At 64.3% G+C, this 23,026-nt stretch carries 17 protein-coding genes; 1 reads left to right on the forward strand and 16 read right to left on the reverse strand.

Features of this window, described 5'->3' with window-relative positions; genetic code table 11:
• Positions 1-86: 86 nt before the first annotated feature.
• The 16 genes from fusA to rpoB form a co-directional block, all read right to left on the reverse strand.
• Entirely contained in the window at positions 87-2,201 is a 2,115-nt protein-coding gene (gene fusA, locus ITX31_RS07200) for an elongation factor G (protein ID WP_194782763.1), read from the reverse strand.
• A 113-nt stretch (positions 2,202-2,314) separates the two neighbouring features.
• Positions 2,315-2,785 (reverse strand): 30S ribosomal protein S7, encoded by a 471-nt coding sequence (gene rpsG, locus ITX31_RS07205; RefSeq protein WP_055239342.1) that lies wholly within the window; start codon positions 2,783-2,785, stop codon positions 2,315-2,317.
• Between the two features lies 1 nt (position 2,786).
• Positions 2,787-3,161, reverse strand: coding sequence for a 30S ribosomal protein S12 (rpsL, locus tag ITX31_RS07210; RefSeq protein ID WP_055239341.1), 375 nt, complete (start codon positions 3,159-3,161; stop codon positions 2,787-2,789).
• Positions 3,162-3,507: 346 nt separating this feature from the next.
• Positions 3,508-4,299, reverse strand: a complete 792-nt coding sequence (locus tag ITX31_RS07215) for an IclR family transcriptional regulator domain-containing protein (RefSeq protein WP_194782764.1) — start codon at positions 4,297-4,299, stop codon at positions 3,508-3,510.
• 19 nt (positions 4,300-4,318) lie between these two features.
• Complete coding sequence (locus tag ITX31_RS07220; protein ID WP_194782765.1) at positions 4,319-4,999, reverse strand: 3-oxoacid CoA-transferase subunit B; 681 nt, start codon at positions 4,997-4,999, stop codon at positions 4,319-4,321.
• Entirely contained in the window at positions 4,996-5,679 is a 684-nt protein-coding gene (locus ITX31_RS07225; protein ID WP_194782766.1) for a 3-oxoacid CoA-transferase subunit A, read from the reverse strand. Before ITX31_RS07225 ends, ITX31_RS07220 begins: the two co-directional genes overlap by 4 nt.
• 15 nt (positions 5,680-5,694) lie before the next feature.
• Positions 5,695-6,897, reverse strand: coding sequence for a thiolase family protein (locus ITX31_RS07230; RefSeq protein WP_194782767.1), 1,203 nt, complete (start codon positions 6,895-6,897; stop codon positions 5,695-5,697).
• Between the two features lie 165 nt (positions 6,898-7,062).
• Positions 7,063-7,473: a 4-carboxymuconolactone decarboxylase gene (gene pcaC, locus ITX31_RS07235; protein ID WP_323745606.1), complete on the reverse strand. Its 411-nt coding sequence runs from the start codon at positions 7,471-7,473 to the stop codon at positions 7,063-7,065.
• Between the two features lie 91 nt (positions 7,474-7,564).
• Positions 7,565-8,365 (reverse strand): alpha/beta fold hydrolase, encoded by an 801-nt coding sequence (locus ITX31_RS07240; protein ID WP_194782768.1) that lies wholly within the window; start codon positions 8,363-8,365, stop codon positions 7,565-7,567.
• On the reverse strand, positions 8,362-9,759 hold the full coding sequence (locus ITX31_RS07245) for a lyase family protein (RefSeq protein ID WP_228529094.1): 1,398 nt from the start codon (positions 9,757-9,759) through the stop codon (positions 8,362-8,364). The genes ITX31_RS07240 and ITX31_RS07245 overlap by 4 nt, the downstream gene beginning before the upstream one ends.
• Before the next feature lie 4 nt (positions 9,760-9,763).
• Complete coding sequence (gene pcaG, locus ITX31_RS07250) at positions 9,764-10,327, reverse strand: protocatechuate 3,4-dioxygenase subunit alpha (protein ID WP_194782769.1); 564 nt, start codon at positions 10,325-10,327, stop codon at positions 9,764-9,766.
• On the reverse strand, positions 10,324-11,184 hold the full coding sequence (gene pcaH / locus ITX31_RS07255) for a protocatechuate 3,4-dioxygenase subunit beta (protein ID WP_194782770.1): 861 nt from the start codon (positions 11,182-11,184) through the stop codon (positions 10,324-10,326). The genes pcaG and pcaH overlap by 4 nt, the downstream gene beginning before the upstream one ends.
• Positions 11,185-11,332: 148 nt before the next feature.
• Positions 11,333-12,529, reverse strand: coding sequence for a 4-hydroxybenzoate 3-monooxygenase (locus ITX31_RS07260; protein WP_228529095.1), 1,197 nt, complete (start codon positions 12,527-12,529; stop codon positions 11,333-11,335).
• Between the two features lie 184 nt (positions 12,530-12,713).
• A complete protein-coding gene (locus ITX31_RS07265; RefSeq protein WP_194782772.1) occupies positions 12,714-13,508 on the reverse strand; it encodes an IclR family transcriptional regulator in 795 nt (264 codons plus the stop codon).
• A 142-nt stretch (positions 13,509-13,650) separates the two neighbouring features.
• Complete coding sequence (locus ITX31_RS07270) at positions 13,651-17,541, reverse strand: DNA-directed RNA polymerase subunit beta' (protein ID WP_194782773.1); 3,891 nt, start codon at positions 17,539-17,541, stop codon at positions 13,651-13,653.
• Positions 17,542-17,726: 185 nt separating this feature from the next.
• The gene (gene rpoB, locus ITX31_RS07275; protein WP_194782774.1) at positions 17,727-21,227 is read right to left on the reverse strand and encodes a DNA-directed RNA polymerase subunit beta; all 3,501 of its coding nucleotides are present in this window, start codon (positions 21,225-21,227) and stop codon (positions 17,727-17,729) included.
• Positions 21,228-21,790: 563 nt separating this feature from the next.
• Here rpoB and ITX31_RS07280 point away from each other — a divergent pair.
• The gene (locus ITX31_RS07280; RefSeq protein ID WP_194782775.1) at positions 21,791-23,005 is read left to right on the forward strand and encodes an acetyl-CoA C-acetyltransferase; all 1,215 of its coding nucleotides are present in this window, start codon (positions 21,791-21,793) and stop codon (positions 23,003-23,005) included.
• The last annotated feature ends 21 nt before the right edge of the window (positions 23,006-23,026 follow it).

Below are 23,026 nucleotides of genomic sequence, written 5' to 3' on the forward strand. Positions count from 1 at the left end.
GGCCGTGCGGCCCGTCCGTCCGGGTCTCCCCCTGGGACGGGCCGCACATGGCCGGCGCTCCGTTTTACCGGAACGCCGGCTGGGTCTTACTCGCCGCGCGTCTTCTGGATGATCTCGTCGGCTACTGCCTTCGGGACCTCTGCGTAGCTGTTGAACTGCATCGAGTAAACGGCGCGGCCCTGGGTCTTGGACCGCAGGTCACCGATGTACCCGAACATGCCGGACAGCGGAACGAGGGCGCGAACGACCTTCACGCCGCTGGCGTCTTCCATCGACTGCATCTGCCCGCGGCGCGAGTTGATGTCACCGATGACTTCACCCATGTATTCCTCAGGGGTGCGGACTTCAACATCCATGATCGGTTCAAGCAGAACCGGGCTCGCCATCTTTGCGGCTTCCTTGAAAGCCTGGCGGCCGGCGATCTTGAACGCCATTTCCGAGGAGTCGACGTCGTGGTAAGCGCCGTCAACAAGCGTCGCCTTGATGCCGACAACCGGGTAACCGGCGAGGATGCCGTCATTGAGGGCGCTCTGGATCCCCTGGTCAACGCTGGGGATGTATTCGCGGGGAACACGGCCACCGGTGACCTTGTTGTCGAACTCGTACATCGCACCTTCGGAAGTATCCAGGGGCTCGATGGCGATCTGGATCTTTGCGAACTGGCCGGAGCCGCCCGTCTGCTTCTTGTGCGTGTAGTCGTAGCGCTCGACCGTGCGGCGGATGGTTTCGCGGTAGGCAACCTGGGGCTTACCCACGTTTGCTTCAACCTTGAATTCGCGGCGCATGCGGTCCACCAGGATGTCCAGGTGCAGCTCGCCCATGCCGGCGATGATGGTCTGGCCGGTGTCTTCGTCGAGGGAGACCTGGAAGGTCGGATCCTCTTCGGAGAGCTTCTGGATTGCCGTGGAGAGCTTCTCCTGGTCACCCTTGGTCTTCGGCTCGATCGCGACGGAAATGACGGGCTCCGGGAAGCTCATCGATTCCAGCACGATCGGGTTCTGAAGGTCGCACAGGGTATCGCCCGTGGTGGTGTCCTTCAGGCCGATGGCAGCGTAGATGTGACCCGTGGTGATCTCGTCAACCGGGTTTTCCTTGTTGGCGTGCATCTGGAAGAGCTTTCCGATGCGCTCCTTCTTCTGCTTGGTCGAGTTCATGACCTGGGCGCCGGAAGCAGCCTTACCGGAGTAAACGCGGATGTAGGTCAGACGGCCGAAGAACGGGTGCGTCACAACCTTGAACGCCAGCGCGGAGAACGGAGCCTCGGAATCAGCGGCGCGCTCGAGGACAACCTCTTCGTCACGAATGTCGTGGCCCTGGATGTTCGGAACATCCAGCGGGCTCGGCAGGTAAGCGACGACGGCGTCGAGCATCGGCTGAACGCCGCGGTTCTTGAACGCGGAGCCGCACAGCACCGGGTAGATCTCGGAGTTGACGGTCATCTTGCGGATGCCGGCCTTCAGTTCCTCAAGGGTGAGTTCTTCACCTTCGAGGTACTTGTCCATCAGCTCTTCGCTGGCTTCGGCGACGGTCTCAACGAGCTTCGCGCGGTACTCTTCGGCCTTTTCCTGCAGGTCTGCGGGGATCGGCTCAACTTCGTACTTGGCGCCCATGGTCACGTCACCCTTGGCGTCTCCGCGCCAGGTGAGTGCACGCATTTCGAGGAGGTCGACGACGCCCTCGAATTCGCTCTCGGAACCGATCGGCAGCTGGAGAACCAGCGGCTTGGCGCCCAGGCGGTTGATGATGGTGTCGACGGTGAAGTAGAAGTCGGCGCCCAGCTTGTCCATCTTGTTAACGAAGCAGATACGCGGAACGTTGTACTTGTCAGCCTGGCGCCAAACAGTCTCTGACTGCGGCTCCACGCCTTCCTTGCCGTCGAAGACTGCGACGGCGCCGTCAAGCACGCGCAGGGACCGCTCAACCTCGACAGTGAAGTCAACGTGACCCGGCGTGTCGATGATGTTGATCTGGTTGTTGTCCCAGTAGCACGTGGTAGCTGCGGAGGTAATGGTGATACCCCGCTCCTGCTCCTGTGCCATCCAGTCCATGGTCGAAGCGCCGTCGTGCGTTTCGCCAATCTTGTGGTTGACACCGGTGTAGAACAGGATGCGCTCGGTGGTGGTGGTCTTGCCGGCATCGATGTGCGCCATGATGCCGATATTGCGGACCTTGTTGAGGTCGGTAAGCACGTCCAGTGCCACGGTTACTCCCTAGTTTTGGTTCTGGCCCCGCCGGTCGCCCATTCGGCCTGCGGCCCTGAGGCCCGCCGGAGCGGGCCGCAGGGCCTGGGCTGAATGGATGTTCGTGGTGCTTATTACCAGCGGTAGTGGGCGAAGGCCTTGTTGGACTCGGCCATCTTGTGGGTGTCTTCGCGACGCTTCACAGCAGCACCAAGACCGTTTGAGGCGTCCAGGATCTCGTTGCGCAGACGCTCGGTCATCGTCTTCTCGCGGCGGGCCTTGGAGTAGCCAACCAGCCAGCGCAGAGCCAGGGCGGTTGCGCGGCCCGGCTTAACCTCAACCGGAACCTGGTAGGTGGCGCCGCCGACTCGGCGGGACTTAACCTCAAGGCTGGGCTTGATGTTGTCCATGGCCTTCTTCAGGGCTGCAACCGGATCCTGTCCGGTCTTCTCCTGAGCACCGGCGAGTGCACCGTAAACGATGCGCTCAGCGGTGGACTTCTTGCCGTCGACGAGGACCTTGTTGATCAGCTGCGTGACCAGCGGGGAGCCGTAGACGGGATCGACTGCGAGCGGCCGCTTGGGGGCCGGACCCTTGCGGGGCATATTACTTCTTCTCCATCTTCGCGCCGTAGCGGCTGCGAGCCTGCTTGCGGTTCTTGACACCCTGGGTGTCCAGTGCGCCGCGAACGATCTTGTAACGGACACCGGGCAGGTCCTTCACACGACCACCGCGAACCAGCACGATGGAGTGTTCCTGCAGGTTGTGGCCCACACCGGGGATGTAGGCAGTAACTTCCACGCCGCCGTTGAGGCGGACACGGGCTACCTTGCGCAGAGCCGAGTTCGGCTTCTTCGGGGTGGTGGTGTAGACACGGGTGCACACACCACGGCGCATCGGGCTGCCCTTAAGGGCAGGAGCCTTGGTCTTGGAGACCTTGGGTGAGCGGCCCTTGCGGACCAGCTGCTGAATCGTAGGCACTTATCAGTTCTCCGTTTTATCTCGAGAAAAAATTCTCTGGTTGCGCTTGCCCGGCCCACTTGGCGGGTCCCGGAGCGAGGCTTTTCAAAGTTGTTGCCGCAGTGCCCCCGAGACGTTCCGTGAACCGAAGCGACCGTAGGCGTGCAAAAGTGTGGCATTCGTTGCACAAGAACCCTGCAACCCGGAAACAGACCCCCACCCGCGCCCCGGAGACGGAATCCCGGGAAACATGCGAGCGGCCTTCATCCACTGCCACACAAACAATTGTTAACAGTCTAGCAGAGATCCCGGCAGGCTTAAGCCGGGACCCGGCGCTACGTCGAAATCCGCCGCAGCGAAACTGATGTCAGCTCCGGGCGGCAAGCGCCTGGGTGATCTTCCGTGACGCCTCCTGCAGCTGCGGCAGCACCTGCGCTGCCGCCTCATCCAGTGAAGGCCCGTCCAGGCCGAGGGTCGCCTGCATCGAAGTATTCAGCGCAGCGATCACTTCGCCGGCCGGGCTGAAGATGGGCACCGCCACCGAACGCAGGCCCCGTTCAAGTTCCTGGTCAACCACGGCCCAGCCCTGCTCGCGGACCCGGTCCACCTCACGTCGCAGGGCTCCTTCGTCGGTGATGGTGCGCTCCGTCAGGGGAACCAGCTCAACTTCGGCGAGGTACGCGTCCAGGGCGGCCTGGTCCAGTCCGGCGAGCAGGACCCGCCCCATCGAGGTGGCGTAGGCGGGAAACCGCGTGCCCACCGTGATCCCCACCGTCATCAGGCGGCGGGTGTGGATCCTGGCAACATAGACGATTTCGTTGCCGTCCAGGATGGATGCCGACGTCGATTCGTGGATCTCGCGGGAAAGATCCTCCAGCAGCGGCTGGGCCAGCTGCGGCAGCGACTGCCCGGCCAGGTAGGAGTAGCCAAGCTGCAGGACCAGCGCCGTAAGTTCAAAGCTTCGGCCGTCGGTGCGTACGTACCCAAGCTCCACCAGGGTCAGCAGGAACCGCCGTGCGGTGGCCCGCGTGAGGCCGGTGCGCCGGGAGACATCGCTGAGGGTCATCTGTACGTGCTCGGCGTCGAACGCCCGGATCACGGACAGGCCGCGGGCCAGCGACTGGACAAACTGGTCACTGGCCGCGATGGTTTCGCTCATGTCTCCCCCGCTGGTGGTCTTAGTCGGTGCCGGCTGACGGGCCGATTAACGGCACATCCACCTTTGCGGCAAGCTCCTCGAAGCTGATCCCGTAGGTTTCGCGAACGTGGACGCCGTCCTCCTTGAGGAGGAACACCGCTTCATTAGTGTAGACGCGCGTGACGCAGCCTACGCCCGTCAGCGGGTAGGAGCATTCCTTCACCAGCTTGCTGACGCCTTCGCGGGTGAACAGGGACATCATCACGTAGACGTCCTTCGCCCCGGTAGCCAGGTCCATGGCTCCGCCGACGGCGGGAATCGCGTCAGGAGCTCCGGTGTGCCAGTTGGCGAGGTCCCCGGTGGCGGAGACCTGGAAGGCGCCCAGCACGCAGACGTCCAGGTGACCGCCGCGCATAATGGCGAAGGAGTCGGCATGGTGGAAGTATGATGCACCCGCAAGTTCGGTGACCGGGATTTTACCGGCGTTGATGAGGTCTCCGTCAATCTCGTTGCCCTGCGCCTCCGGGCCCATACCCAGCATGCCGTTTTCGGTGTGCAGCGTAACGTGCTGCTCGGGTTTGAGGTAGTTGGAGACCAGCGTCGGCTGCCCAATGCCCAGGTTGACGAATGAAGCCGGTGCAATGTCACGGGCCACGAGTTCCGCCAGGGCGTTCCGGTCGAGTTTTTCGCTCACGGTGCTGTTCACTGCCTTCTCGCTCATGCTGCTGCCGGTTCTTTTTCACGGGATACCTGCACCAGGGTGTTGACGTAGATGCCGGGGGTCACGACGATTTCCGGATCGATTCCGCCCACCTCCACGATGTCCCGTACCTGGACAATCGCGTTCTTCGCGGCCGCTGCCATGATCGGCCCAAAATTTCGGGCAGTCTTGCGGTAGACCAGGTTCCCTGCGCGGTCGGCCTTCAGTGCCTTCACCAGCGCAAAGTCCGCGTGGAGTGGGGTTTCGAACACATAGCCGCGGCCGTCGATCATGCGGGTTTCCTTGCCCTCGGCAAGCGGGGTGCCGTATGCGGTGGGGGTGAAGAATCCGCCGATTCCGGCGCCGGCGGCACGGACGCGCTCGGCCAGGTTGCCCTGCGGCACCAGCTCAAGGTCGATTTCCCCGGCCCGGAACTTCGCGTCGAAAATCTGGGAATCGGACTGGCGGGGGAAGGAGCAGACGATCTTCCGGACGCGGCCCGCGCCGATCAGCGCCGCGAGCCCTTCTTCACCATTGCCCGCGTTGTTGTTCACCACCGTGAGGTCCTTTGCGCCCTGGCGCAGAAGTGCCTCGATCAACTCGACCGGCTGCCCGGCCTTGCCGAAGCCGCCGATCATCACGGTGGCTCCGTCATGGATCGGCGCGACGGCTTCGTCGACGTCCTGCAGAATGTTCAGCACGATTCTCCTCGGGAACTAGGCTTTGGTGTTTTCGAGTACGACGGCGAGTCCCTGCCCGACGCCGATGCAGATGGCGGCCACGCCCCACCGTTCACCGGTAGCTTCGAGCCGGCGGGCCAGGGTGCCCAGGATCCGGGTGCCCGAGGCGCCCAGCGGGTGCCCGATGGATACCGCACCGCCCCAGGCGTTGACAATCGCAGGGTCGATGTCCCAGGCGTCAAGGCAAGCCAGGGACTGGGCGGCGAAGGCTTCATTGAGTTCGACGGCGCCAACCTCGCCCCAGGAAATTCCGGCCCGTTTGAGCGCGGTGTTGGCCGCTTCGACCGGCGCGTAGCCGAAGTACTGGGGTTCGTTGGCGGCGGCGCCGCGTCCGGCGATGCGGGCCAGCGGTTCCAGGCCAAGGATTGCGGCCGCCGCTTCGCTGCCCAGCCAGGCCGCGGAGGCGCCGTCGTTCAGCGGCGAGGCGTTGCCGGCAGTGACGGTGCCGCCGGCCGTGGAATCCGCTGCCGGGCGGAAGACGGTCTTCAGCGTGGCGAGCTTCTCCACGGTTGAACCTGCGCGGATGCTCTCGTCACGGGACAGCTCAACGCCGTCGACCGCCACCGTGAGGTTGTCATAGCGTCCCTCGTCCCAGGCCCGCGCCGCCTGCTCATGGGACCGGGCCGCGAACTCGTCCTGGCGCTCACGGCTGATGCCGTGCTTTTCGCGCAGCTGTTCGGTGGCTTCCCCCAGCGAGACGGTCCACTCCTTGGGCATCTGCGGGTTGACCAGCCGCCAGCCAAGGGTGGTGGAGGCCAGGGTCTGGTCACCGGCCGGGAACGGCTTCTCGTTCTTGGGCAGGACCCAGGGAGCGCGGCTCATGGATTCGGCTCCGCCCACCAGCATCAGGTCCGCCTCGCCGGTGTTGATCTGCCGGGAGGCGATCATGGCGGCGTCGAGGGAGGACCCGCAGAGCCGGTTAACGGTGGTGCCGGGAAGTGAAACCGGCAGGCCGGCAAGCAGCGTGGCCATGCGGGCCACGTTGCGGTTTTCCTCGCCCGCACCGTTGGCATTGCCGAAGATGACTTCGTCGATGCGTTCGGGATCAAGTCCCGGCGCCCGGGCGACGGAGGCCCGGATGACCTGTGCGGCGAGGTCGTCGGGCCGCATCCCGGCGAGGGCTCCTCCGAAACGTCCGAACGGGGTTCGGACTGCGTCGTAAATGTAGGCCTGGTTCACCGTGGCTCCTTTGACTGGTTGCGGCAGCCGTGATCGCGGACCGATTCCGCCGCGGAGGCCGCTATTGGTGCTTGCAGCGCCGCAGTCAGGGCTCGATCGATTGTTCAATCTGCGAACATTCGTACAATATGCGAATTTATCCGAGATTGGCGTATTGTGCCAGCCCTAGTTTTCTGTGGCGTCCAGTTCGGCGAAGACGTTCTGGGCTGTCTTGAAGGCCGAGTTGGCAGAAGGAACACTGCAGTAGATGGCGGACTGCAGGAAGATTTCCTTGATCTCATCCCGTGACAGCCCGTTCCGCAGTGCGGCCCGGACATGCATGGCCAGTTCTTCCAGGTGCCCGTGGGCAATCAGCGCAGTCAGCGTGATGGCGCTGCGCATCCTCCGGTCCAGCCCGGGACGGGTCCAGACGGTTCCCCACGCGTAGCGGGTAATCATGTCCTGGAAGTCGGCGGTGAAGCCGTCCTTGGCTGCGTTGGCGCGGTCAACGTGGGCGTCGCCAAGCACCTCGCGGCGCACCGTCATGCCCTCGGCGTAGATTTCCTGCTGGGTCTTGGCGCTGTGCTCTTCAATCACTCTGATGCCTGTTCTCTGGACTTCCTGGATGTTTCTGGATGTTTCTGGATGTTTCTGGGGAGTTTCTGGGATGCGGCTGCGGTGGTGGGGGCTACTTCGCTGCGCGGACGAAGCTGCCAAGCAGCTCTGCGGCAGCCGCGGGCTGCTCTGCCGGCACCAGGTGGGCGGCGTCGGCTACCACGGCGGAGCGCCCGGCGGGCACGCCGTCGGCGATCAGTTCGGCGAAGGACGCAGGCGTTACCGCGTCCTGGTCGCCCGCCACGGCCAGGACCGGGACCTCGATCTCCGCCAGGCGGTCTCGGACGTCGAAGGCTGCCAGGGCCTGGCAGCAGAAAGCGTAGGAGAACCGGTCGGCGTCCTGGAGGGAATGAAGCAGTGCCGCTGAGATGCCCTTCTCACGTTCGATGAACCCTTCGGCAAACCAGCGCTGGGCCGAGCCAATCAGCACCGCCGGCGTGCCCTGGTTCCGGACGGTCTCGGCGCGCGCCTCCCAGCCTTCAGCATCCCCGATCCTGGCTCCGGAGCAGAGGATGGCCAGCGAGGTGAAGTCCTTGGGGAAATCCAGCCCCAGCTGGAGGCCTACCGCGCCGCCCAGCGAAACCCCGGCGTAGTGAACGTCCTGCTGCGGGGAAATATCTCCTGCCGCAGCAGCGTCCTGCACCAGCTGGTGGACGGCGGCGGCCAGTTCCCCGATGGAGAATGCCTCAGCAGCAGCCGGGCTGTTGCCGTGGCCGGGCAGGTCCCATGCGATGACGGTGACGCCCTCAAGCAGGGCGGCAGTGCCGGCCCACAGCGCGGTGCCGGAGGTGCCCAGCGAAGGCCCGGCGATCAGCACCGGGGCTGAGGGTCCGGCGTTGGAGAGCTGGGTTGCCTTGATCTGCGGGACGCTCACGCGTTTGTCCTTCCGGGGTAAGCCGAGATGATTCGTTCAATCAGTGCATTGGACTGGCCGAGGTAGTTGGCCGGATCCAGCAGGTCTGCGCTGTCAGAGTCGCTGAGGGCCTGTTCCGGCACGGCGTCGCGCAGCAAGGCGGCGAAGTCCTCACCGGCCAGTGAACGCGACACGAGCTCCTGGACTTTCTTTTTTCCCTGTCCGGGGGTGCCTGCATCCAGGAGAGGTGCCACGCGAGCCATGACCTTCTCGCTGACAACCAGCGGACCGGCGGCGGCAAGGTTCCGGGCGACCGCTTCGGTGTGAATGTGGAGACCGGAGGAGAGCTCGGCAAGTTTCGCTGCCGCTCCCCCGGCAAGCCGCAGCAGCTGGCGCAGGGCCTGCCACTCAACGTGCCACGATCCGCCCGGACGTTCGTCGTCGGCGGCGCCGGCAGCCGCCTGCAGCATGGCGGTGTAGCCGGGCGCAGCCAGGGCTGCGCTGCGGATCAGCACGGAGAGGACGGGGTTCTGCTTCTGCGGCATGGCGGAGGATCCGCCGCGGCCGGCTTCCCGCGGTTCGCTGACCTCGCCGATTTCCGGCCGGCTGAGCAGCAGGACGTCGTTGGAAACCTTCCCGGCTGCGGCCAGCAGGTCTGCAAGTGCGCCGCCCAGCGCTGTGACCGGAAGCCGGTTGGTGTGCCAGGGCGCAACAGGATCTGCGAGTCCGAGGCGGGCAGCGAGCTCCGCGGAGAGATCCAGCGGCGTTGCGGTTGATCCTTCGGCTGCCGTGGTGAGCGCCGCCATCGTGCCCGAGGCTCCACCCCATTGCAGGGGCAGGGCTGCGGCAGCGGCTTCCAGGACCGCGGTCGCCTGGCCGATCCCGTGCAGCCACTGGGCTGCCTTCAGGCCGAAGGTTGAGGGCAGCGAATGCTGGGTGAGGGTACGGGCGACGCTGAGGGTATCCGCGTATTCCCGGGCAAGGTCCGCCAGTGCAGCCTGGGCCCGGTAGGCGTCGGCGAGGATAGTCTCCAATGCCCTGGCGGACATCAGCATCAGTGCGGAGTCCAGGATGTCCTGGCTGGTGGCAGCCTTGTGGATCGGGCCCACCGCAGCCGGTGCTTCCTCCCGGACGATTGCGCGCAGATCGGCCAGCAGTGGGATGACTGGGTTCCCGCCGCCCTGCGCACGGGCTGCCAGGTCCGCGATGTCGTAGCGGTTTGCCTGGCACGCCGGGGCAACGGCCGCTGGAATCTCCGGATTAACCAGGCCCGCGGAGGCGAGCACCCGCAGCCACTCGAGTTCGACATCGAGCATGGCCTGCAGCAGCGCCTCATCCGAGGTCAGTGCGGCGGCACGGGTGCCGGCCCATGCCGGCGACAACAGTCCGTAGTCGGCAGTTTCCGCAGGAGCCAAGGGATTACGCTCCCGGGTGAGCCAGGAAGACGGTTTCGTCTTCGCCCTGCAGCTTGATGTCCCAGCGCAGTCCGCCGTCCGCCTCGCGGGTGGCGATGAGGGTGCGGCGGCGGTCTTCGGGCAGCGAGGCGAGCAGCGGATCCTGTGCCAGGGCTTCCTGGTCCTCCGGCAGATACATCCTGGTGTGGAGTTTGTTCAGGAGTCCCCGGGCAAAGATCACTACGGAAATGAACGGTGCTGAGCCTTCTTCCGTGGGCCCGGGGTTCACCGTGGTGAACGTGAAGTTGCCGGCATTGTCCACCGGAACCCGGCCCCAGCCGGTGAAGGTGTAGCCGTCACGGACCAGCGAGCCGGTCCGCTGAGGGATATTACCCTCGGCGTCGGCCTGCCAGATTTCAAGCAGGGCATCGGGAATCGGTTCTCCGGCACCGTCGCGTACGGTTCCCTGCAGCCGGATGGCCCCGGGAAGGCCCGGTGCGAGCAGTTCGCCGCCCTTTTCAAAGGGAAGCGCGTAGCCGTAGAAGGGGCCGATGGTCTGGCCGGGAGTGGCCGTGAGTTTCTCAGTCATGACTCTGCGTCCTCTTCTTCCATCCAGGTGCGGTTGCTGCCGGTCAGCACGATGTCCCAGTTGTATCCGGTGGCCCACTCGTGTGAAGTGATGCTGTGATCGTAGGTGGCGACGAGCCGGTCGCGCGCCTTCTGATCGGTGATGGACTGGTAGATCGGATCCAGTGCGAACAGCGGGTCACCCGGGAAGTACATCTGGGTGATCATCCGCTGGGTGAAGTCCGTCCCGAAAAGCGAGAAGTGGATGTGCGCGGGGCGCCAGGCGTTGAAGTGGTTCTTCCACGGGTAGGGCCCGGGCTTGATGGTAAGGAACTCGTACGAACCGTCATCACCTGTGATGGCACGGCCGACGCCGGTGAAATTCGGGTCGATCGGTGCCGGGTGCTGGTCCCGCTTGTGGATGTAACGGCCGGCGGAGTTGGCCTGCCAGACCTCGATAAGCTGGTTGCGGACCGGACGTCCGTCGCCGTCGAGCACCCGTCCGCGGACGATGATGCGCTCGCCCAGGGGTTCGCCGTTGTGCTGGATGGTCAGGTTCGCTTCCAGCGGATGCACATCCTGGTGACCGAACGCCGGGGACCAGAGTTCAATGGTCTCGGGGTCCGTGTGGTGCAGGTTCTTCGTCGGATGGCGCAGCAGCGAACTGCGGTAGGGCCGGAAGTCCACGCGCGGCTGGGTCTCCTCGGGGGCCCCCTCCTCCACGCCCTTCCGGTATGCCTCGTGGATGGTCCTGATCTCCTCGGAAATCTGGTTCTGTGAAGCCTGGGCAGCGTCGAGACGCTCAACCACATGGCTGTCCGCGGACAGGTCTTCCGCAAGGGCGGAACCGTTGTCCGTGTCCATGGTGTTCTTGTCCATGGTCCTTCTTCCTGTCAGGGCAGGACGCCTCACTGCGTCCCGCGGTGGGTAGGCATCCCGTGGATCAAACCCACAGTACACCGCGTGTTCACTGGTGGTACAGATGTTCACATTGTGAACAGACACCCGGCCCTCACCGGGACGGGCTTCAGTGTTCCGGCCAGCCGGTATAGGCCTCGGCCAGGTAGGCTTGCCCGTGGCGGGAAGAGACAACACCGTTCAGCTCACCAAGGGCACGCTTGCGCTCAAAGTCGGTGGCGTCGGGGCGGGTGTGCAGCATGGAAGTCATCCAATAGGAGAAGTTCTGCGCGCGCCAGACGCGCTTGAGCGCCTTGTCGCTGTAGCCGTCAAGCAGGTCCGCGGACTTCGTGGCATAGAAGGAATCAATTGCCTCGAACAGAACCTTGACGTCCGCCAGTGCCAGGTTCAGGCCCTTGGCGCCGGTGGGCGGAACCGTGTGTCCGGCGTCGCCGGCCAGGAACATGTTGCCGTAGCGCAGCGGTTCGCAGACGTAGGAGCGGAACTTCAGGACTGTCTTTTCGAAGATCGGACCGCGCTTGAGCTGGAAGCCGTCCGGGCCGTCGACGCGGCGCTGCAGTTCGTTCCAGATCTGCTCGTCATTCCAGGCATCTGCGTCTTCATTGGGGTCCGACTGGAAGTACATGCGCTGCACGTTGTCATTGCGCTGGCTGATCAGGGCGAAGCCGTGCTCGGAGTTGGCATAGATCAGCTCGGGCGCACTGGGCGGCGCCTCGGTGAGGATGCCGAACCAGGCGAACGGGTACTCGATGAAGTTGTCGGTGCGCAGTTCCTTGGGAATGGAGCGCCTGCAGATGCCCTGTGAGCCGTCGGCGCCAACCAGGATGTCGCAGTGGATTTCGAAGTCCGTGCCGTCAGCGTCGGTGAAACGGATCTTCGGAACCGGCGTCGTCTGGTCCAGCACCTCAGTATTGGATACGGCGTAGCGAACGTCGCCGCCGTCCCGCTCGCGGGCGGCAGCCAGGTCAACGAACACCTCGTTCTGCGGATAGAGCCAGACCGACTCCCCCACCAGTTCCTCGAAGTCGATCCGGTGGCTTTCGCCGTCGAAGCGCAGGTCGATTCCGTCATGCTTGTAGCCGTCGGTCAGCACCCGATCGCTGACGCCGCCCTCGGTGAGCATCCTGACGCTGCCGTGCTCCAGGATCCCGGCGCGGTGGGTGGTGCGGACGGTTTCGTGATCACGCTTTTCCACCACGATGCTCTCGATGCCTGACTTGGCCAGCAGATGGGAGAGCATCAGGCCTGCGGGCCCGCCTCCAACAATGCCGACTTTGGTCTTCAGGACGGTGCGGGCTGCAGCCAATGCAGGACTCCTTCGGGGACGGGCGGGAAGAACGGGGGTTGGAACGCCCCTCTCCCAGTGTGAGGACCAGCACATATTGTCCGCGAGTAGATTCCCATTCAATGGAAATCTTCCCCATCGAGACAGCAGAAACTGCCCTTATGGACGCTCATAAGAGCTTTTTCTGCCATCTCGATGGGCGGGGTCAGTCCCCTACCCCTGCGCCGCTGCCGTAGCGGGGGCCGGCTTCGGCTGAGTCGGTTCCCAATCCGCGGGAGATTCCCCTGGCGGCAGTCATGAGCGCCGGGACCGTTGCGGACGTGTTCTCTTTCCCGCGCGGAACCACCACACCCAGTGCTGCCACTGCCGAACCCTGGGGGCCAAAGACCGGTACGGCAATACCCGTTGTCTCGGGGTCGACGACGCCGGGCAGCGTCGCGCACCCCTCCCGCCGGATCTCAGCCCACTGCCGCCGGAGGGTATCGCCCGCAGGAAAGGGCAACGGGTCATTGCGGTGCCGGTTAAGGAACTCCTCCTGCGCATGCCGGGGCGAGTGCGCCATGAGCACCATGCCGGAGGACGAGATGTGCAGCGGGAGCCTGCCGGCAACTTTCGCGAAGTTGGATACGGAGCCGCGGCTGGAGAGACGTTCGATGAACAGCACCTCGTCCTCCTGCAGGACGGACAGCTGGGTGTGCTGGCGGATCACCGCCTGAATGTCCTCCATGAACGGCATGGCCACCTGGCGCAGGTCCAGTGCGGCCGAGCTGCGGCTGGCCAGTTCCCAGAGCCGCAGGCCCAGGCGCAGTTCTCCGCTGTCCGTGCGCTGCAGCAGGGCCAGCGACACGAGCTCACCCGCGAGCCGGTGCGCCGTCGAGAGCGGCAGCCCGGCCCGGCGCGCCAGCACCGCCACGGGCATGGCCGCATGCTCGGCGTCGAACGCCGAGATCACGCGCACAATGCGCTGCGCCATGGAGTCGCCGGAGGGGGAATTGGCCATACAAGTACTTTGGCATACGACGGCGCCGGAGCCCCCTGCCGCCGGTCCGGCGCCGGACAGCGGCATCCGTTAACGAGGGAAGGACCCCGCCTTTCGGCAGGGTCCTTCCCTCGCGGTATGCGGTCCGTTTGGCTAATTAGCCTTAGCGGAACTCGCTGCCCATGTCGTAGTCATCCAGCGGGATGGCGTGGAACTCGGGGCTCAGGCCACCGTCAACTCCGGCGTAGTCGAAGTCGCTGAAGGCGCTCGGGCCGGTGAAGAGATTGGCCTTTGCTTCCTCAGTCGGTTCAACCGTGACCTCGGTGTAACGGGGCAGGCCCGTTCCGGCCGGGATCAGCTTACCGATGATGACGTTCTCCTTGAGGCCGAGCAGCGGATCGCTCTTGCCTTCCATGGCCGCCTGCGTCAGGACGCGGGTGGTCTCCTGGAAGGAAGCAGCGGACAGCCAGGACTCGGTTGCCAGGGATGCCTTGGTGATACCCATCAGCTCCGGACGGCCAGCGGCCGGACGGCGTCCTTCGGAAACCACGCGGCGGTTCTCGCTCTCGAACCGGCGGCGCTCGGCCAGCTCACCCGGGAGCAGGTCGGAGTCGCCGGACTCGATCACGGTCACGCGGCGCAGCATCTGGCGGACGATGACTTCCACGTGCTTGTCGTGGATGCCTACGCCCTGGCTGCGGTAAACGCGCTGGACTTCGTCCACCAGGAACTCCTGTGCCTTGCGCGGGCCGAGGATGCGGAGGATCTGCTTGGGATCCACTGCACCTGCAACCAGCTGCTGGCCAACCTCTACGCGGTCACCGTCGGCAACCAGGAGGCGGGCACGGCGCAGGACCGGGTAGGCGATTTCCTCGGAGCCGTCATCGGGAGTGACAACCAGACGCATCTGGCGGTCGGTCTCTTCGATGGTGACGCGGCCGGCCGTCTCGGAGATCGGAGCAACGCCCTTGGGGGTACGTGCTTCGAAGAGCTCCTGGATACGGGGCAGACCCTGGGTGATATCTTCCGCCGAGGCAACACCACCGGTGTGGAAGGTACGCATGGTCAGCTGGGTACCGGGCTCACCGATGGACTGCGCGGCGATAATGCCAACGGCCTCGCCGATGTCCACGGTCTTGCCGGTGGCCAGCGAACGGCCGTAGCAGAGGGCACAGGTTCCGACTGCCGACTCACAGGTGAGCACGGAGCGGACCTTGATTTCGGTGACGCCGGCCTTGAACAGCTTCTCGATCAGCACATCGCCGACGTCGTCGCCGCCCTTGGCCAGGACGTTGCCTTCAGCGTCGGTCACGTCGGTAGCCAGCGTACGGGCGTACGCCGAGTTCTCGACCTCTTCGTGCAGCACCAGTTCGCCGTTGTGGTCCGGAACAGCAATCGTGACCTTCAAGCCGCGCTCGGTACCGCAGTCCTCTTCGCGGACAATGACGTCCTGCGAGACGTCCACCAGACGACGGGTCAGGTAACCCGAGTTGGCGGTACGCAGTGCGGTATCAGCCAGGCCCTTACGGGCACCGTGCGTGGCGATGAAGTACTCCAGCACCGACAGGCCCTCACGGTAGGAGGACTTGATCGGACGCGGGATGATCTCGCCCTTCGGGTTGGCCACCAGGCCACGGATACCGGCGATCTGCCGGACCTGCAGCCAGTTGCCTCGTGCACCGGAGGAAACCATGCGGTTGATGTTGTTCTGGATCGGCATGTTGTCACGCATAGCCTTGGCAACCTCGTTGGTTGCCTGGTTCCAGATGTCGATGAGCTCCTGGCGGCGCTCGTCTTCAGCGATCAGGCCCTTGCCGTACTGGCTTTCAACCTTGGCAGCGCGTGCTTCGTAAACCTCCATGATGGCAGGCTTGTCGATCGGAGCAGCGATGTCCGAGATGGCGACGGTAACGCCCGAGCGGGTGGCCCAGTAGAAACCGGCGTCCTTCAGGTTATCCAGGGTGGCAGCAGTGACGACCTTCGGGTAGCGCTCGGCAAGGTCGTTGACGATCTTGGAGAGCTGGCCCTTGTCCGCCACGGACTCAACCCAGGGGTAGTCCACGGGCAGGGTCTGGTTGAACAGCACCTGGCCGAGGGTGGTCGGGATGAGGGCGGAAGTGCCCTCTTCCCAGCCTTCCGGAGCCGGCTGCTCGTCACTGGGCACGAAGCCTTCGACGCGGATCTTGACCGGGGCGTTCAGGTGCAGCTCGCCAAGGTCGTTCGCCATGATGGCTTCCGCCATTGAGGAGAACACGCGGCCTTCGCCTGCTGCACCTTCGCGCTTGGTGGTCAGGTGGTGCAGGCCGATGATCATATCCTGCGAGGGCAGGGTCACCGGACGGCCGTCCGACGGCTTCAGGATGTTGTTCGAGGACAACATCAGGATGCGTGCTTCTGCCTGGGCTTCGGGGCTCAGCGGCAGGTGCACTGCCATCTGGTCGCCGTCGAAGTCAGCGTTGAAGGCGCCGCAGACCAGCGGGTGCAGCTGAAGGGCCTTGCCCTCAACCAGCTGCGGCTCGAAGGCCTGGATGCCGAGGCGGTGCAGGGTGGGTGCACGGTTGAGCAGCACCGGGTGTTCGGTGATGATCTCTTCCAGCACGTCCCAGACCTGCGGGCGGAAACGCTCGACCATGCGTTTGGCGCTCTTGATGTTCTGCGCGTGGTTGAGGTCAACCAGGCGCTTCATCACGAACGGCTTGAAGAGCTCCAGCGCCATCTGCTTGGGCAGGCCGCACTGGTGCAGCTTCAGCTGCGGGCCGACGACGATGACCGAACGGCCGGAGTAGTCAACGCGCTTGCCGAGCAGGTTCTGGCGGAACCGGCCCTGCTTGCCCTTGAGCATGTCCGAAAGCGACTTCAGCGGGCGGTTGCCCGGTCCGGTGACCGGACGGCCGCGGCGGCCGTTGTCGAACAGGGAGTCAACGGCTTCCTGGAGCATGCGCTTTTCGTTGTTCACGATGATCTCGGGGGCACCGAGGTCAAGCAGGCGCTTCAGGCGGTTGTTGCGGTTGATCACGCGGCGGTACAGGTCGTTGAGGTCCGACGTCGCGAAACGTCCGCCGTCGAGCTGGACCATCGGGCGCAGTTCCGGCGGGATCACCGGTACGGCGTCGAGGACCATGCCCATGGGGCTGTTGGACGTCGTGAGGAACGCGTTGACAACCTTCAGTCGCTTCAGGGCACGCGTCTTGCGCTGGCCCTTGCCGTTCTGGATGATTTCGCGCAGGTTCTCGGACTCCTGCTGCATGTCGAAGTCCTCAAGACGCTTCTTGATGGCTTCGGCGCCCATGGAGCCTTCGAAGTACAGGCCGTAGCGGTCACGCAGTTCGCGGTACAGGCCTTCGTCGCCCTCGAGGTCGCCGACCTTGAGGTTCTTGAAGCGTTCCCAGACCTGCTCGAGGCGCTCGATGTTGTTGTCTGCGTCGCGGCGGACCTTTGCCATCTGGCGGTCGGCGGAGTCGCGGGCCTTCTTCTTGTCCGCTGCCTTGGCGCCTTCGCCTTCGAGGCGAGCGAGCTCGTCCTCGAGGTCCTTGGCGATCGCGGCGATGTCGGAGTCGCGCTGGTCTACCAGGTGCTTGCGCTCCAGGTCGTGCTCGGCCTGCAGGTTCGGCAGTTCGGCGTGGCGGTTCTCCTCGTCGACCGAGGTGATCATGTAGGCAGCGAAATAGATGACCTTTTCGAGGTCCTTCGGAGCCAGGTCAAGGAGGTAGCCCAGGCGGGAGGGAACACCCTTGAAGTACCAGATGTGGGTTACCGGAGCGGCGAGCTCAATGTGGCCCATCCGTTCGCGGCGGACCTTGGCGCGGGTAACCTCGACGCCGCAGCGCTCACAGATGATGCCCTTGAAGCGCACGCGCTTGTACTTGCCGCAGTAGCACTCCCAGTCACGGGAAGGACCGAAGATCTTTTCGCAGAAAAGACCGTCCTTCTCCGGCTTCAGGGTTCGGTAGTTGATGGTTTCCGGCTTTTTGACCTCGCCGTAAGACCAGTTGCGGATTTCGTCCGCAGTGGCAAGGCCGATTCGCATGAGGCCGAACGTGGAATCGTTGGACATGGGTCCCTGTTCTCTCTTGTTCTCTAAATCTGAATGTCTCGGGTACGGAAAGACGCGAAGGTGAGACCCCCGCCGGCGCCGGGTGGTCCGGGTTAGGCGGCTTTGACATTCCCAGCGAGCTGAAGCGAGCTGCGGAATTTCGTTGCCGCCGTTCCGGACTTCCCGGCGCCAGCCGGGGATGAAACCTAAACCTCTTCTACTGAGCTCGGCTCTGCGCGGGACAGATCAATACCCAGCTCTTCCGCGGCCCGGAAGACTTCTTCATCCGAGTCACGCATTTCAATCGTGTTGCCTTCGGTGGAAAGGACTTCCACGTTCAGGCACAGCGACTGCATTTCCTTGATGAGCACCTTGAACGATTCCGGAACGCCGGGCTCCGGGATGTTCTCACCCTTGACGATGGCTTCGTAGACCTTGACGCGGCCGTGGATGTCATCGGACTTGATGGTGAGCAGTTCCTGCAGGGTGTAAGCGGCACCGTAGGCTTCCAGGGCCCAGACTTCCATTTCACCGAAGCGCTGGCCGCCGAACTGTGCCTTACCACCCAGCGGCTGCTGCGTGATCATGGAGTACGGACCCGTGGAGCGTGCGTGGATCTTGTCATCGACAAGGTGATGCAGCTTCAGGATGTACATGTAGCCAACGGAGATCGGATCCGGGAACGGCTGGCCGGAGCGGCCGTCGAACAGGCGGGCCTTTCCGGAAGCGCCGATCAGGCGGTCACCGTCACGGGTGACGTTCGTGGAGTCCAGGAGGTTGGTGATTTCATCCTCGCTGGCGCCGTCGAACACCGGGGTGGCAACGGTGGTGGGTCCGGTTTCACGCGGCAGCGCGGGCAGGTCCTTGACCCAGTCCGGCTCGCCTTCGATCTTCCAGCCCTGCTTGGCAGCCCAGCCCAGGTGGATTTCCAGGACCTGTCCGACGTTCATACGGCCCGGAACACCCAGCGGGTTCAGGACGATGTCGACGGGCGTTCCGTCTTCCAGGAACGGCATGTCTTCGATCGGGAGGATCTTGGAGATGACGCCCTTGTTGCCATGGCGGCCGGCCAGCTTGTCGCCGTCCGTGATCTTGCGCTTGTGTGCCACGTAGACGCGTACCAGCTGGTTCACGCCCGGGGGCAGCTCGTCGTCGTTGTCGCGGTCGAAGATGCGCACGCCGATGACGGTTCCGGACTCGCCGTGGGGAACCTTCAGGGAGGTATCGCGGACTTCGCGGCTCTTCTCACCGAAGATGGCACGCAGCAGGCGCTCTTCGGGGGTCAGTTCCGTCTCGCCCTTCGGGGTAACGCGGCCAACCAGGATGTCTCCGGCTTCAACCTCGGCACCGATGTGGATGATGCCGCGCTCGTCGAGCTGGGAGAGGACTTCCTCGGACACGTTCGGGATGTCGCGGGTGATTTCCTCGGCACCGAGCTTGGTGTCGCGGGCGTCAACCTCGTGCTCCTCGATGTGGATCGAGGTCAGGACATCGTCGGAGACCATGCGCTGCGAGAGGATGATGGCATCTTCGTAGTTGTGGCCTTCCCAGGACATGAACGCAACGAGCAGGTTCTTGCCCAGTGCCAGTTCGCCCTGGTCCGTGGAGGGTCCGTCAGCGATGACGTCGTTGACCTCAACGCGGGTGCCTTCGGAGACGATCACGCGCTGGTTGTAGGCGTTGCCCTGGTTCGAGCGTGCGAACTTCATGATCGGGTAGCTGGTCTCGGTGCCGTCGTCGTTCATGACGGTGACCAGGTCAGCCGACACCTCGGTGACGACGCCGGCCTTGGCGGCGGTGACGGAGTCACCGGCGTCGATGGCTGCATACTTCTCCATGCCGGTGCCCACAACGGGACGCTCGGAACGGAGCAGCGGCACGGCCTGGCGCTGCATGTTCGCACCCATGAGGGCGCGGTTGGCATCGTCGTGCTCGAGGAACGGGATCAGGGCCGTTGCCACCGACACCATCTGGCGCGGGGAAACGTCCATGTACTCGACGCCATCGGGCTCGACGAGCACGGGCTCGCCGGATCCGCCGCGGGCACGAACGAGGACGAGGTCCTCTTCGAAGTGGTTGTCTGCACGCAGCGGGGCATTCGCCTGGGCGATCGTGCGCTCGACCTCGTCATCTGCGGTCAGGTAATCAACCTGGTCGGTGACGACGCCGTCCACAACCTTGCGGTACGGGGTCTCGATGAAGCCGAAGGCGTTGATCCGGGCGTAGGAAGCCAGCGAACCGATAAGGCCGATGTTCGGGCCTTCAGGGGTCTCGATGGGGCACATACGTCCGTAGTGCGAGGGGTGGACGTCTCGGACTTCCATGCCTGCACGGTCACGGGACAGACCGCCCGGGCCCAGCGCGGAAAGGCGGCGCTTGTGGGTCAGGCCGGCGAGCGGGTTGTTCTGGTCCATGAACTGCGAGAGCTGGGAAGTTCCGAAGAACTCCTTGATCGCAGCAACGACCGGACGGATGTTGATCAGGGTCTGCGGCGTGATCGCCTCGACATCCTGGGTAGTCATCCGTTCGCGGACAACACGCTCCATGCGGGAAAGGCCGGTCCGGATCTGGTTTTCGATCAGTTCGCCAACGGCGCGGATGCGGCGGTTGCCGAAGTGGTCGATGTCGTCGACCTCAACGCGGATGTCCGCGTCCTGGCCGTCGCGCTTGCCCGGAATGGTCTTCTCGCCGGCGTGCAGCGCCACGAGGAACTTGATCATCGCGACGATGTCGTCGATGTTCAGGACCGAAGCGTCAGGGTCACCGATGGGCTTCTCGACACCGAGCTTGCGGTTGATCTTGTAACGGCCAACCTTCGCCAGGTCGTAGCGCTTCGGGTTGAAGTACAGGTTCTCCAGCAGCGTCTTGGCAGCCTCGACCGTGGGCGGCTCTCCCGGACGGAGCTTGCGGTAGATGTCCAGCAGGGCATCTTCCTGGGTTTCCGTGGGGTCCTTTTCCAGGGTGGCGCGGATCGAGTCGTACTCGCCGAACGTTTCAAGGATCTGGCCTTCGGTCCAGCCGAGGGCCTTGAGCAGGATGGTTACGGACTGCTTGCGCTTGCGGTCCAGGCGGACGCCAACCTGGTCGCGCTTGTCAATTTCGAGTTCGAACCATGCACCGCGGGAAGGAATGATCTTCGCGGTGTAGATGTCCTTGTCGCTGGTCTTGTCAGCGGCGCGCTCGAAGTAGGCGCCCGGGGAACGGACCAGCTGCGAGACGACTACGCGCTCGGTGCCGTTGATGACAAAGGTGCCCTTGTCCGTCATCAGCGGGAAGTCGCCCATGAACACGGTCTGCTGCTTAATTTCGCCCGTGTTGTTGTTCATGAACTCGGCCTTGACGTACAGCGGTGCCGAGTACGTTGCGTCCCGGTCCTTGCACTCAGCCATGGTGTACTTCGGATCAGCGAATTCCGGCTCCGAGAAGCTCAGGGACATGGTGCCCTGGAAGTCTTCAATCGGGGAAATTTCTTCGAAGATGTCCGCGAGGCCGGAGGTGGTGGCGAATCCTGCGTCGCCCTCTTCCTGGGCCTTCCGCAGGCGTTCCTTCCAGCGTTCGTTGCCTACGAGCCAGTCAAAGCTGTCCGTCTGCAGGGCAAGAAGATTGGGAACATCCAGCGGTTCGTGAATCTTTGCGAATGAAATCCGGGAAGCTGCGTTCTCCGGAGTGGTAGCGGTTGCATTATTAGAGGTGCTCGAGGCGACCAAGAGGGATCCTTCCACAGACCTTCAGGCGTGTTTCGCGCTCCCACTCTGCACTGACGGACCTGGTCCGCGCGCGTCCTGGCGGTCCCGGGCGCCGCGAGTGGCCACCGCAGAGGCGTTGAAAACGCCTGCGTGAACACTTCGGACGCCGCTTGGCCCGTGACACAGCCCACCGCTATATGAAGGCTGAAGGTTAAGAGAGGGAAGCAAATATCTACTATAGGGCATTGGGGACACAGAAGTCTACCCGGTAATCGAAACCCCTGCCAGCTCAACCCCGGATCCGGCAGCGGGAATCTCCAAAAGTTCCTGAGCTGCGGCTTCCTGTCGGGGAGCTGCGGGCGGAGCCAGCGAACCGATATGACGCTTGGCTACCCCCATAGAGTACCCCACGTGCGGCGGATCCGCGCGTTTTGCGCGCGTGCTTTCCGTGTCCTCGCACCTCGGACGGCAAATCCGGGCCACCTGTCCTGTGCCGGGTGTGTTCTGCGCCACGGCGAGCGGGTAGCCTATAGGCGAATTTGCAGCACCCATGGGATCGCCTTCAATGAAAGTGGATTAGCGGCATGAGCACTGACGCATTTGCAGGATTCGGGACGGCACCGGAGGTCGTCATCGTCGGCGGGGCACGAACCCCGCAGGGACGGCTGAACGGCCAGCTCGCCTCCTTCACCGCCGTCGAACTCGGCGCCTTGGCCATTGCCGGCGCACTGGAGAGGTCCGGCGTTGATGCCTCCCAGGTAGACAGCGTGATCATGGGCCACGTGGTGCAGGCCGGCTGCGGCCAGAACCCCGCCCGGCAGTCAGCCATCAAGGCGGGCTTGGGCTGGGATGTCCCCACCGTGACCATCAACAAGGTGTGCCTCTCCGGGCTCGCCGCCGTCATCGACGCAGCACGGCTTATCCGCGCGGGTGAAGCGACGGTGGTGGTGGCAGGCGGCCAGGAATCCATGACGCGCGGCCCGCACGTACTGCCGGGCTCCCGGCAGGGCTGGAACTACGGCAGCATGTCCGTCCTTGATTCAGTGGCACACGACGGCCTGACGGATGCCTTCGACAACGAGTCCATGGGTGTCTCCACTGAGCGGGGCAATGGCGCCCTCGGCATCAGCCGAACGGCGCAGGACGAGGTTGCCGCGGCTTCACACCAGAGGGCTGCCGCCGCTGCCGAAGCCGGGATCTTCGACGTCGAGATCGCCCCGGTCACCGTTCCCCGGCGCAAAGGCGATCCCCTGGTGCTTACGGCCGATGAAGGTGTCCGCCCCGGGACCACAGTTCAGACCCTCGCCGGGCTGCGCCCTGCGTTCGATCCGGAAGGCACCATCACCGCCGGCAACTCTTCACCGCTGTCCGACGGCGCCAGCGCACTGGTCCTGACCACACGCGCCTTCGCCGAGGAACAGGGCCTGCCCGTGCTTGCCGCCGTCGGAATGCCCGGGCAGGTTGCGGGGCCGGACAACAGCCTCCACTCGCAGCCTGCCAATGCCATTTCGCAGGCACTCAAGCGGGCCGGCTGGACCGCGGCGGATCTTGACTTCGTCGAGATCAACGAGGCGTTCGGCTCGGTGGCTGTGCAGTCGCTGCAGGAGCTCGGCGTCGAACTGGCGGACTGCAACATCCACGGCGGCGCGATAGCCCTCGGCCACCCCATCGGCGCTTCCGGCGCCAGGCTTGCCCTGCACGCGGCGCACGAACTGAACCGGCGCGGTTCCGGGCGTGCCGCCGTCGGGCTCTGCGGAGGCGGCGGCCAGGGTGAAGCCCTGCTGCTGTACAGGCCTTAGTTTGGAGTCTTCACCGGAAGG

It is taken from the genome of Arthrobacter gandavensis, from assembly GCF_015355785.1.
GTDB classification, from domain to species: domain Bacteria; phylum Actinomycetota; class Actinomycetes; order Actinomycetales; family Micrococcaceae; genus Arthrobacter_B; species Arthrobacter_B gandavensis_A.